Source organism: Blastopirellula sp. J2-11, assembly GCF_024584705.1.
Taxonomy (GTDB): Bacteria; Planctomycetota; Planctomycetia; order Pirellulales; family Pirellulaceae; genus Blastopirellula.
In genome coordinates this window covers 4,114,466-4,127,631 of record NZ_CP097384.1, presented here as the reverse complement: position 1 = coordinate 4,127,631, position 13,166 = coordinate 4,114,466, and the positions used below count along the sequence as shown (strand labels likewise).

Below are 13,166 nucleotides of genomic sequence, written 5' to 3'. Positions count from 1 at the left end.
CCACAGGTTACAGCGTGGCCAAGAAAAAGCTGATTACGGCGAAGATCAACGGCGAACCTCGCGAATTTGCGTGCGAGCCACGGCAAAGTTTGCTAGAGGTGCTGCGGGATTCGTTGCAACTGACCGGCGCCAAAGAAGGCTGTAACAACGGTAACTGCGGAGCTTGCACGGTGCTGCTGAACGGCGAACCGGTCGTCAGTTGTCTGGTGCTGGCGCTGGAGGCCGAAGGCGCCGAGATCGAAACCGTTGAAGGAATCGCCGCTGGCGGAAAACTGCAACCGCTGCAGCAATGCTTTCTGGAAGGCGCCGCGCTGCAGTGCGGCATCTGCACGCCTGGCTTTTTGATGACCACCAAGGCGCTGTTGGATCGAGTTCCGCATCCTAGTGAAGAAGAGATTCGATTTCAGCTGGCCGGAAACCTCTGTCGCTGCACCGGGTACGACAAGATCGTCCGCGCTGTTCAAGCCGCTGCCGAAGGAGCGAATCCATGAGCGACGTTTCGCCAATTTCTTACAGCGACAAAAAGTACAAAGTGATCGGCACGCGACCGATTCGACATGATGGCGCCGACAAGGTGACCGGCCGCGCCCTTTACGGCGCCGATGTTCAGCTTCCCGGCGCTCTCTTCGGCAAGGTTCTGCGTAGCCCGCACGCGCACGCGCGGATCAAGCTGATCGATACGTCGATTGCGGAAAAAATAGAGGGAGTCTACGCCATCGCAACCGGCCAAGATTGGCCGGATCTGGTCGACAAAGTCGCAGACTTGGGGGAAGGCGCCGTCCAACTCAAGGATCTCAGTGAGAACTGCCTGGCCGTCGACAAAGTGCTGTACAAAGGGCACGCGATCGCCGCCGTCGCTGCCCGAGATGTCCATATCGCCGAAGAAGCGATTGCCGCGATTCGCGTCGACTACGAACTGTTGCCGGCAGTAACGTCGGTGCTCGAAGCCATGAAGCCCGACGCGCCGATCTTGCACCCGGGTTTGAAAACCGAGACGCTGGGCGAGTCCAACCAAGAGCCGACCAACATTGACCGGCACGTCCATTTCGAGACAGGCGATATTGCCGCCGGTTTCGCAGCAGCGGATGTGATCGTGGAAAAAGAGTTTGAAACCGCGACGGTTCATCAAGGCTACATCGAGCCGCAAGTCTCCACGGCGCTCTGGAATGAAGATGGCCAGCTAAAGATCTGGACTTCGACCCAAGGCTCGTTCACCGCTCGCCATCAAACGGCCGAGTTGCTGCAACTGCCGATCTCGAAGGTGACGGTCACGCCGTGCGAGATTGGGGGCGGTTTTGGCGGCAAGATCGCCGTCTACTTAGAGCCGGTCGCTGCGATCTTAAGCCGCAAGAGCGGTCGCGCCGTCAAAATGACAATGCAGCGCGACGAAGTATTCGAAGGCACGGGGCCGACTCCGGCGTCGTACATTCGGATCAAGTTGGGTGCGACAAAAAATGGAAAGTTGACCGCCGGTCAAGCCTATCTGGCCTACGAGTCGGGCGCGTTCCCCGGCGGCGTGATTGGTCCCGGCGCAATGTGCATCTTTAGCTGCGTCGAACTGCCCAATGCGGTGGTTGACGGCTACGACGTCTGCGTCAACAAGCCGAAGACGCAGGCCTATCGAGCGCCAGGCGCGACGCAAGCGGCGTTTGCGTTTGAGTCCGCATTCAATGAACTTGCCGAGCAATTGCAAATCGACCCAATCGCAATCCGGCGGATCAACGGGGTCAAAGAAGGTTCGCGCCGTGTCGACGGTCCGGTCTATTCGCGGATTGGTTATCTCGAGTGTTTGGAGGCGGCGCAGAACTCGTCGCATTGGAATTCTCCTTTAGAAGGCGCCAATCAAGGACGCGGTATCGCAGCTGGCTATTGGTTCAATATCGGCTTGAAGTCGAGCGTCTCCGCATCGGTCAATCCGGATGGCACCGTCAATCTGCTGGAAGGATCGACCGACATCGGCGGTACGCGGACTTCGATCGCGATGCAATTGGCCGAGACGCTCGGCATACCCGCGGCCGACGTGCTGCCGAAGGTGGTCGATACCGACAGCATCGGCTACACCGACGTAACCGGCGGCAGTCGAACCACCTTCGCCACCGGAATGGCGGCGCATAAAGTGGGGCTCGATCTGCTGGAGCAATTGACGGCCCGCGCGGCGTTCTTGTGGGAGTGCGATCCGGCCGAAGTGAAAGTCGACGGCGACCTCTACCGTTGGCGTGACCAACAAATGACCTTCAAGCAGTTGGCCGAAAAGCTGCCGGGTACCGGCGATCCGGTCGTTGGGCACGCGTCCGTTTCGCCGGAAGGGCCGAGCAATGGCTTTGGCGTCCATATCGTCGACGTAGAAGTAGACCCCGATACGGCGAAGGTCAAGATCTTGCGTTACACGGCGATCCAAGACGCCGGCAAAGCAATTCATCCCAGCTATGTCGAAGGCCAGATGCAAGGAGGAGCCGTGCAGGGGATCGGGTGGGCGCTGAACGAAGAATACTTCTACGGCGACGACCACAAAATGCGAAACGCGTCACTGCTCGACTATCGCATTCCGACCTGTTTGGATGTGCCTATGATCGACACGATCATCGTTGAAGTTCCTAATCCAGATCATCCGTTCGGCGTCCGTGGAGTCGGCGAAACGCCGATCGTTCCTCCGCCGGGGGCGATTGCCGACGCCATCTTTCACGCGACCGGAGTACGAGCGACCCAGTTGCCGATCTCTCCGCCGCGGTTGTGGAAAGCGATGAGTCAGCCCGAAAAGTAAACCGCGCTATGCGGCGGCCTGCGAGTAATCGCCGTCCGTTTGTTCTAAGAAATTGGTGAGTTGCTGACGCATTTGGGGGACGTCGACCCGAATGTTGGCGTCCACGCCGCGCTGACCAACCGGTTGACCAAAATAGACGGCGTAGCGCAGCGCGTTGATTTCGGCAAGGTAATGAAAAAACAGGGGAGGGCGGCAGGTCGGCGTAATTTCAAAAATCGCAGTTCCCGGTCGCGAATAGACAAGATTCGAGAGCCCAGCGCCGTGCGGACCAACGACGACGCTGGCTTGTTGAAATAGTTGTATCTGTTTTTTTAGCGGCAAGTCTTCCAAATAGACCTGCCGAAATCCGAGCGGCTTCAGCGCGGCGAAGAGTTCCGCGTCGTTCACGATATGGCGCGACGAGTGCCGCCGCCTGGCGATGTATAGTTTTATTCGCTTGTCATGCTCGTAGTGCGACCATGATTGGAATTGCATCTTCTCTCGCAGGTAGTCGACGCCGGCCGGTTGCGGATAATAGCAAGCGACGCTGGGAACGATCAACTGCGTCGCCTGGATGTGCGTGTAGCGGCCCATCGGCAAGATCTGCGAACGCTCAATCCCGAGCAACTGCAGCGACTCCAATGCAAACGCATGTCGCTTGGGCGCGGCGACATAGTCAAACGAGACGCCTGCTTGTTCGACGAGTCGCAATTGCGACAGCATCTCGAACGTCCAGTGATAGTAATTGCGCTGGGCCAATCCGCGCGTCATAACCAAGACGTTGCCATCGATACGTCGTGGACGCGGGAGATGCGTGAAGCTAGTCCCAACGCCGGAAATCGAAGCCAGCGAACCGCCTCCCAGATTTTCCAGCACGCCATGCTTGGGGGCCAACAGAACCCCTTGCCGGCTGATGACGCTCCCCTGTTCAAGCAGCGCGATTCCTCCTTGCGGATAGTCGATCGTCGACTCACCGTTCCAATTGCGATCCGCTTCATTCAGCAAGCCGGTCGAGATCAGCGATTCGACCGCATGGTCAACTTGATCGGTCGCGCCGCACATTGTGCGGCGGGGATACGATTGGCGTGTCGGTTCTTCCAAACAAAAGTCGATCGGCGAGTCGAGACAACGGCCGGTCGGCGCGGGGACGCCGAACTGTCGCCACCACGCATTCAGCAGGCGGCTACGCAGTTTCTTGATGGCCTCAGATTTCAGACGCATACCGAGTCAGCTCGTCACGGGGAGTTTCAGTTGGTGGAAGTTTATCGAGAACGGTCCTCTGATCGCAAGAGTGATTGAACCGTTGCGGCAAACCGACGCCCCCTAAAGACTTTTATCCCCCGCCGATGGCCGGCAAAAAATAGACGTCGCTGCTTGCTGCTAGCCGGGCGTCGAATCCCTTGTTGGATAGCGCGCCATCGATAGCGACCTGCAAACCAGAGCGAATGCGGTCTCCGTCGCAAAGTCGTACTCGGAGGCCAGGAAATCGCGTTTCTAGCGATTCGATCAGTTGGCGAACGTTGGCGGCGTCGATTTCAAGATGCTCGACGCCTGCGGTCATGGGGCGCAGTTGAGCTGGAATATGCACCGTCGCCATGATCGAGAACTCCAAAAAACGCCGCGTCAGCTAAGGGGAACGCGGCGTCTAAAATTTTCAAATCAACGGAGACTGAAGTGCGTTACTTCAGTCCCGAAACGGCGATGACCTCGCCTTCGTTTTTGTCGAACTCTTTGCCCAGTTGGCCGATGTAGAGTTTGCCATCCGGTCCAAACGTGCATGCGACCGGCCCCATCAACTTGTCGGTCAGCACTTCCACTTCGGCGACGCCCGATTCCTCAGGTAGCGTGACGATGGCCAACTTGCCGGGCTTCACTTCGGTCAGCGCCCAGTTGTTATCAACCACGGCCAGCTTTTTGGAGCCGGGGATGACGGCGAAGCCCATCGGATCGAGCAAGCCTGGCACGGTCCACTGCTTGGTCGGTTTCCCGCTCTCCAGATTCCATTCGACGATCAAGCCGTCATCTTTGCCGCCGGCGCCAGAGTACAGCGTCAAAATTGCGTCGTCGCCCCACAACGCGGTCGCCATCGGCGAGTTGATCGCGATGTCATTATCGTCCGCCGAGAAGAGCGGGCTCAGCTTCTTGTCTGCGACGTCGACCTTCAAGACCCACGTCTTGGCGTCGGCGCCTTGTCCGGCGACGTAGATTGTTTTGCCATCCGCACTGGCGGTCAAACCGGTCAGGTTCCCTTCGCCCTTGTCGGCCATGTCGTCGGAGGTCGGCGGAACCGAGTTGGTCGCTTCGCCCGATTCAACTTTACCAGGGCCCTTAAAGAAGACGACCGTTTCTTCGCCATCGCCAAGTCCGGCGTTGGTGACGGCCAACGTTTCGGCATCTAACCAGATGGCCGACAGCGGGCCAAGTTTAAAACGTTTGGTTCCCGATTCGGCGTCAACCTTCCAGTATTCGGTCGGAAAGCCGGTGACAAATTCTTTCAGTTCGCCCGCTTCCAGAGTCAAGATGCGGCCGTCGCCCGAGTCGCAGATCGTCAACGTGCCGCTGGGGCTAAAGCTGACTCCGGACGGATTCGTCAGACCTTTGGCGGCGACTTCCGCCGAGTAGCCTTCGGGCAGGCCGAGATCAACAACTTCGGCATAAGCGGCAACACCGCACCAAGTGGACGCTGCAACAAACAAACTGCAAAGCATGGTTCTACGCATTAGGCGCCTTCCTTCTCGAGAGTCATCAAAGTGGAACCGTTACCGCGGCTTAGAGAGATAGTCTACCACTCTCGCTCGTCTGGCTTCTACCGCCCTGGCCAGCTTGCTGGCAATTACTTCACGGCTTTATATTTGGGATTGGCCGTCGGCAAGATCGCGCCCACTTCTTTGCGCCACTGACGCAGCTTTTGGTGAAGTTCCTTACGTTTCTCGGGCTGGTTATCCGCCAGATTGTTCATTTCGCCGATATCGTCGGCTAGATTGAAAAGCTCGACCTTGCCATCTTCGTACCACTCGATCAGCTTCCAGTCCCCTGCGCGAACCGCCGCGGTCGGCGATCCTCCTTGATTGCCATAGTGCGGGTAATGCCAGAAGATCGGGCCGCGATCGAGCGGCTTTCCTTCCAAGGCAGGGAGAATGCTCACGCCGTCGGTATCGATCTTGTCACCCGGCTTGTTGATCGCCGCCAAGATAGTTGGCAAATAGTCAGGGCTCGTGACCAACGCGTCGCTTTCGCTGCCTGCTTGGGTGACGCCGGGATAGCGTACGACCAGCGGCTCGCGAATTCCTCCTTCGTACATCCAGCCTTTGCCGCCGCGCAGCGGTAAGTTGCTGGTCGGATGTCCTTCGGAAGTGGATAAACCGCCGTTGTCGGAGGTGAAAATCACCAACGTGTTGTCAGCCAGTTTCAAGCGATCGAGCGCGTTTAGCACTTTGCCAACCGCCGCATCCATCGCTTCGACCATGCCGGCGTAGACCGAATGCTCTTGCACCAAGCGAAGTTTGCTTTTTCCTTCTTTGCCCCAGATCGGACCGGCCAGTCGAATCCGCGATTTGATGTCATCGTATTTCTGCTTCAAGTCTTCGCGGGCCATCAGCGGCGTGTGAACCGAGTAGAAAGAGAGATAGGCCAAGAACGGTTGGTCTTGGTGCTCTTCGATAAACTTCACCGTTTCGCTCGCCAGACGATCGGGCAGATGTTCGCCGTCAGGCCCGTCGCTCAGGCGCGGATTGCCATATGGCGAAAAGTACTTCTTGCCGCCGTAAGGCCCTCCGCGGTTGATGCCGCCGATGTTCACGTCGAACCCCTGGTCCTCGGGCCAGTTCCCCTCTGGGCCCAAGTGCCATTTACCGGCGAAGAAGGTCGCGTAACCGCGCTGCTTCAACGCCTCGGCCAAAGTCGTTTCCTCTAGGGCTAAACGAGTTTGATACGGCGCCGGCAGCAGCAGCGTGTTCCGTTTCCATTTGTCAGGCTGCGCGGCGCCGATGTAGTCCGTAATACCGACGCGCTGCGGATACTTGCCGGTCATAATACTGGCTCGCGTCGGCGAACAGACCTGGCACGCGGCGTAAGCATTGGTAAAACGCATTCCCGACGCCGCCAGGCCATCGACATTCGGCGTGTGATAAAAGCTCGAACCATAAACGCCGATATCCTTCCAGCCCAGATCGTCGACCAGGAAGAAGACTATATTAGGTGCACGCTTCGGCTCTGCGGAATTCGCCTGTTTTCCGTGGGTAGCAGAAAATAAAATGGAGCCGATGGCCAGGGTGAATGTAGTGAATTTGTGTATGAAATGGTTCGATTTCGGCGTCGACAACACTAGGCGGATCCTTTGCGGCAAGCGGGAGAGGGGGGGATTGGCGGGACTGATTCAGTATCGGTCGGGCCGACGCGTGGGTCAACGCAAAGGCAAATGAGTAGGGAAGGCAAACGGACAGAAAATCGAAAAAAAAGCCGGTAATCCCATGGATCGACCTGGCATTGGAAGCAGGCCGATAGCTGGTGCTGTGCGCAGCCCGGCACGAAAAACTTGTCCCGCTCTTCGACGAGAACGGCGAGCGGATTGCGCTGGTCCGGTAGAAACTCTCCTGGATGCTGGATCCTTGTGCATTGGTCGGCGGCGATTGGAACGTCGCCTGGGGCTGCTTCGATTACCTTCAGGACTGCCAGCGAGATGAGGAATGCGGGGAAATTAGTAAGAGGCATTTGGGGAATTCGTCTGCATGGCTAAATGACCTTTGCGGGGATACAGCGGCGCGTTGTCCGTCATGCAAAGCAAGAAGGGGCGGGGCCAAGCTTGGATCGAAAGTCATGAGACGTGGAAGAGGCCAAAGACGATCGGCGGAGTGATTGCAGTGGTCTTGACCGCGTTCAACCAGGCCGAAGAGTCGTATGGCGTAAAGAATTCGCTTGTCGGTTTAAAGAAGCCGTGAGCGGAGCCGCGATTGATGTCGATTGCGCTTGAGGACGAACATCGCTCCCGCTTGTAACCGCATGCTGAGGCGGGCACGCAAAGCTCGTGCAATTTGTTCGGGACGGGGGCTTTTTCATTCCCGTGGTTTTCGCGGGCGACCACGCGGCCGCAGCGTATAGTCCCAGCCTGTCCGTTGCGCCCCTCAGGACAAGATATCCCGAACTACTTCCGCCGGATCCACACGAGTCAGTTTGTCGTCGAGTTGCTGGGGTTTCGCCGTAGCTGATGTCTTCGCGTACGCCGTTCCCTTTTCTTCATGGCAGTGATCCAGCGACGAATTCTCTTCTTCAATTCTTCTGTTCGTGGCGTGAACTGCATTCTCTATCTGCCTGGTGCTGATTTTGATTGCAACTCTCCTGCCGGGCGGCGCGATGGAGATGAACTGTTAAGAAAACAGACTCCGCATTGGAAGCCGCAAAAGCGTCTTCCGTGATTGTAGTAGAAGAAACCAATGTTATTGGTTCTTGCTGCACGGTAAGATATCAGGTCTAATTACCAGGGGAATTTAGGAAAGCGGGCGTTTGATGCCGGCGCAACCGTTTTCCCAGGATATGTATTTGAGGTATGGGAATAAGTAAGAAACGCTTGCCCATTCGGGAACGCAACTTTTAGTAAGGATAAATGGACGACATACTTCGTAAGATTCTCTTTGTGTTGGCTCACAAGATGTTAGGTAGGTTTTCCAACCACTCACTCTAGGAGTTTGCCATGGTTCGTCTTGCTGGTCTGTTCGCAGTTGTCTTCGCCTCCTTCGCCGTTCCATTGAAAGCGGCCAATGAAAATGTGGATACATCCGAAAATGACAAAAATCGCGTCGTCGCCATGTGGAAGATTCTTGACACGGTTGTAGCGGATCTAGATAGCGGCAACTCAAACGCCGTTTCGCTGAATAAGAAGAAATTTCTGCTCCACGTAGCCTGGCATGAAGGCGCATTCTTAAAGAAACGGAAGCAGGTTGGAGGAGGTCCGGGGCGCAGCTTCTTTCAGTTTGAAGCTCCTCTCGCAAAAGATGCGGTTCTTTACGCCAAGCAAAAAAATTGGCTGGATCGCCTGGCGACCGCTTCGGGGAAATCGGAGCAGCAGTTGGAATCTGCGGCGAACGCGATTACGGGAGGTTCTTGGCCTGCCAATAATGCAATCGAGGAGGCGCTACTCGATTCGGATTTATTTGGCGCCTATTTGGCTCGCATCGCACTAAAAAAAGTTCCAGAAGCGATTCCGACGGGAAACGCCGCCCACGCTGTTTATTGGGCGGATCACTGGAAACGTGTCTTTGAAAGCCCAGAACAGCGAGCTGAGTTGATCGAAAGGTTTGAGAATGAATCGGATACCGTCGATCAACACATTCCGTAGCGCGAAGCGACTCCCGTCCATCTGCAAATGAGCAGCAATTCCCCAGAGCGACGATCATTGGCAACAATCGGGGTAAATTAGCCCGCATCGCTTGAAAGGAATATGAGACGACGAAACCGCAAGTTGTAAGTTCGTCCCTTGCCATCTTTCTTAACAACAGTCGCAAGTCTTAATCGACTGACGGCTATTTTTGCGCTCGTTCTGGGCGTTCCGAACGAGAAGAAATCTTCACCGGTTCGCACCTTATCCAGGCGGTTTTGTAGCTAAACGTTCAGGACAATATCGATCAGAAACATCGCCTGGAGTGAAAAAGTTGATTCGAGCGATGGAAAATTTGAGTTATGCGTGACTCGGAACTCACCGTTTTTGCGGTTTAGTATAGGCGCCGTTCGCAAGTTCGCGACAACTTAGTAGCGATCTAAAATGAGTGTCATGAAAAAACGTTTGCAATGCAGCTTTGTTTTGAGCAAGCTATGAAGCGCAGCCTAAGCGGACGACATGTTTGCCCTTGGATGGAATAGCGCTTGCGACTAACCATCGGTCGTTGGAGCGGTTTCATCTCAAAAAAATGGTTCTTTGTTGGTTCCAATACCGGCATGACGATTTTCATCGACGAATTGCAAGATGTAAAAATTCATTGCAACGATAACAACGCGTATTGTTGTTCGCGTCTTAGGATAGGTGGGTGGCGAACGACTGCGGCGTTTAGCGGGTCGAGATATATTGTTATTTGACGGAGTACACGAGCGTCAGGACTTCATTTGAGGCTGGCGAAACATGCTTGCGAAAACAGTTCGACGAATATTTCTTGCAGGAAAGTATGACGTGAAATCGCTTTATTTTCTTGACGATTGGGATGCCGTGGGACGAAGGAGCCGCTTTGCGACTTTCTTTGGTCGGAGTGGTCAGTGTCGGACGGTATTTCTTCTTACAGCGGTCCTTTTCTGCATGTCCGCATCGACCGCTTGGTCACAAGACATTGAGCCGACGTTGCAGGTTGGCAGCATCGAACCATCCGCCGTCGACTTACTAAAGTCGATATTGAACGCGAAGCTGAATCTCGATCCGCCGCTGCCTATGGACGGAAAGTTTGATGAGACGACGAAAGGGAAGGTGATCGAGTTTCAAACGGGACAGGCAATTAGCTCGTCGGGAGTCGTTGATGCGAAAACCTGGCAAGCGCTATTCAATATCTCCGTAAACCAGAACGTCAAAGTATCGATTCAGGGAATGGACGCGCTGCGAGAGATCCTCGATGCGGCGAAGATCGGTACCGCGCGAATTACGAGTGGCGTCCGTACTCCCGAAGACCAATCGCGAATCATGTACGGCAATATTGTCAAACATGGCGTACCGCATCAACAAAAGCTGTATGGCTTTTTCGGCGATCAAGTGATTGACGTGTTCGTCAAGAATCAGACCAAACCGGAGGATGAGATTAAGGCTCTGATGCAAGCCAAGATTGAATTGCTTGGCCCGGAAAAGGTCTCGAAGCATTGCAGCGAAACGCATGACGTCATCGACGTGGCGCCTTCTTCCATTAGCGACCGCGCGAAGTTCGAGCAGGCAATTCTGAAAGCGAAGAACGATCAACGCATCTCGAAGTATATCCTTCCGCCCGGCGATCCCGCTTACCACTTGGAAATACCGAAGGGGTATGCCCCGGCAGAGGCGAACCCTTTTCAGGTAGAGCGGGGGCAATTGACCTTTGATGCGGAAGGTACAGAAGGGGGGCAGTTCCATAGTCGCAGGCCGCATGTCCCTGGACCGACCTCTGGCGTCACCATCGGACGAGGCTATGACCTGAAGGAGCGGACGGCGGAGGGAGTTGTCAAGGATCTCGTCGCTGCGACCCTGTCGAAGGCGGATGCGAACAAGTACGCCCAAGGGGTTGGCAAGTTCGGTCAGGACGCAAAGGCGTTCATTGCCAATACCCAACTGGTCGAGATCACTCCGGATCAGCAGAAGCTTCTTTTCGAGATAGTTTACGCTGAAATGGAACGCGACGTCCGGCGTATTTGCCAAAAGTCGGACGTGATTGCGAAGTATGGATCGGTCGACTGGACCGGCTTGGATTCCAAGATCAAGGACGTTCTCATCGATTTGCGGTACCGAGGAGACTATACCGGCTCATCAAGAGAGTTTTTACAGTCGCACGTCGCAAAGAACGATTTGGCGGGATTTGCAACAGAAATCAGGAAGGAAAGCAATTGGGCTTCGGTGCCGGAGGATCGATTCAATCGCCGTGTCGCCTATGTGGCGGATGCAAGTTCCAAGAGTTTGGACGTAACAAGTCGTGGCAACGACGTCATTCTTCTGCAAGGAGCGTTGAACGGACTGCTTGTCCCCAGTCCCAGACTCGAAGAAGACGGCATCTTCGGCCCGGTAACGGAAAACGCCGTCAAGACTTATCAAACGAACGTCGGTCTGACTGCCAACGGCGTCGTTGGCGAGGAAACGCGACAGAAGCTAAATCGTCCCCTTGTTAAGTTGGGAAGTTCCGGACCAGACGTAACCTTTCTCCAGGAATCGCTGATTCGCGTTTTAGGGCCAGGTTTTGGAGTCACGGCGAACGGCATATTCGACATGGCGACGGAAGTCGCAGCGAAAGCGTTCCAAGAGAAGATGCGTCTGAAGGTCGACGGCGTCGTCGGCGACGATACCTGGAAGGCGCTGCTTGGGGCGCCAGGCTTTGCGATGTCGCAGCAAGATGCGATCAAGGAAATTCTGGAGATCTCGAACAAGTATTCGCCAGCCCCGGGAACCGAAGAGTGGACGACTTTAGATCTGGTGAAATGGCGGACTCCGGTTCTGGGAGACGAAAAGCTGATCTTCGACTTCAAGAAACAGTGGTGCGTCGGCTATGTCGAAACAATTCGCGCCGCTGCGAAGAAGTACAATCTCCCTCCCTTACTAGTTGCCGGCGTCGCTTACAACGAGGTTGGCGGCGATCCGCTATGGGCCGATGACGCTGGTTATGAAGCTCGCAAAAACGAGGCCGGCAGATGGATTCTTCGGCAGATGGGGAAGTCGGAAAAAGCGGACAGAACCTCGTTTGGTAACGTGAGCATTCAGCTCCGGCGTGCGGCCGAAACTCTTGGCATTTCCCCTGCGACGATCACCGAGGAACAGGAACGCGATCTCATCAATCTGTTGAAGAACAACCAGGCGAATATCTTCGTCGCCGCCAAGCACCTGCAAGTGTTAGCTGAGATCGCGTTGCAGGGAACGCCTCCGAGCGAAACGATGTCGCAAGAAGATATCAATTTGGTCGCTGCGCTTTATACCAGCTTGCCCGGGGGATTGACGATCGATGATTTCCGACAGAATCCAGTTCCTACGATCAAGGATATGGAACCCCTTATCGAAGTCGATCCGTATATTGAGCGACGCAAGGAGACGCTCCAAGAGATTCTTGGCGTCCAAGGCCTCGACGCCTCGGTGCTAACAGGCGAAGCGATCATGTTTCATTTCAAGGGGATCGCTCCTGACTTCCAAGGGGCGGACGTTGGAATTGTCTTGATTGGCGAACGCGGGCTAACAAAGTACTACGAATTTGGGCGGTATGAGCCGCAAGAGGGGGATGGGCGCGTTAGAAACGTCATTATTCCGAACGTGTCAGTCGTCGGTCCGGAAGCCAGCCAATCCTCGCTCACGCATCTGTGCGCCTTCCTCGCCAAGGCGAAACAGGCAGAGGCCGGACTTGCGAATCCGCCGAAAATGCAAGGCGCCTATTTTCGCTTCATGAGCTTCTCGCATATGCGAGCCTTCGCCTCGGAGGCGATCGCCAAGAGCGATGAGAATTCGCCCAAGTTTGATCCGAATCGGAAGAAGTTTTCGGCATTGAAATATAACTCGGCCCACTTCGCCGAGGAGGTCGCGTTTGCGGGAAATCCGAAAGTGGATCGTCCGCTATTTTCTCAGACGACGCCTGCGGGGATCATCCAGGCCTACATTGCCGAGGGAAATGCGGAAGTCTCTTATGATCCTCATGCGCAGCCGCCATTATTCCCCATCGGGCCAGGAAACGAGGCGAGCGCAAAGCTTCCCTAACTCTCATCGATTTCATCTCCACCGTGATAGCAACTCTTAGAG

Annotated in this window: 8 protein-coding genes; 4 read left to right on the top strand and 4 right to left on the bottom strand. The window is 55.5% G+C overall.

The features are described from left to right. Positions 1–14 precede the first annotated feature (14 nt). Positions 15–491, top strand: a complete 477-nt coding sequence (locus M4951_RS16300) for a (2Fe-2S)-binding protein (RefSeq protein WP_262022711.1) — start codon at positions 15–17, stop codon at positions 489–491. Continuing rightward, positions 488–2,761 (top strand): xanthine dehydrogenase family protein molybdopterin-binding subunit, encoded by a 2,274-nt coding sequence (locus M4951_RS16295; protein WP_262022710.1) that lies wholly within the window; start codon positions 488–490, stop codon positions 2,759–2,761. Before M4951_RS16300 ends, M4951_RS16295 begins: the two co-directional genes overlap by 4 nt. 6 nt (positions 2,762–2,767) lie before the next feature. Here M4951_RS16295 and M4951_RS16290 read toward each other — a convergent pair whose 3' ends face one another. The 4 genes from M4951_RS16290 to M4951_RS16275 form a co-directional block, all read right to left on the bottom strand. Further along, entirely contained in the window at positions 2,768–3,961 is a 1,194-nt protein-coding gene (locus tag M4951_RS16290; RefSeq protein ID WP_262022709.1) for a glycosyltransferase family 61 protein, read from the bottom strand. 112 nt (positions 3,962–4,073) lie between these two features. Further along, positions 4,074–4,337 (bottom strand): MoaD/ThiS family protein, encoded by a 264-nt coding sequence (locus M4951_RS16285; protein ID WP_262022708.1) that lies wholly within the window; start codon positions 4,335–4,337, stop codon positions 4,074–4,076. Positions 4,338–4,419: 82 nt separating this feature from the next. Then, entirely contained in the window at positions 4,420–5,460 is a 1,041-nt protein-coding gene (locus M4951_RS16280) for a hypothetical protein (protein ID WP_262022707.1), read from the bottom strand. 113 nt (positions 5,461–5,573) lie between these two features. Next, the gene (locus M4951_RS16275) at positions 5,574–7,064 is read right to left on the bottom strand and encodes a sulfatase (protein ID WP_262022706.1); all 1,491 of its coding nucleotides are present in this window, start codon (positions 7,062–7,064) and stop codon (positions 5,574–5,576) included. 1,362 nt (positions 7,065–8,426) lie between these two features. Between M4951_RS16275 and M4951_RS16270 the strand changes: the two genes are divergently transcribed. After that, positions 8,427–9,071: a hypothetical protein gene (locus M4951_RS16270; protein WP_262022705.1), complete on the top strand. Its 645-nt coding sequence runs from the start codon at positions 8,427–8,429 to the stop codon at positions 9,069–9,071. Positions 9,072–10,019: 948 nt separating this feature from the next. Continuing rightward, positions 10,020–13,124 carry a peptidoglycan-binding protein gene (locus M4951_RS16265; protein ID WP_262022704.1) on the top strand — a complete coding sequence of 1,035 codons (3,105 nt, stop codon included), beginning with the start codon at positions 10,020–10,022 and terminating at the stop codon, positions 13,122–13,124. Positions 13,125–13,166 lie beyond the last annotated feature (42 nt).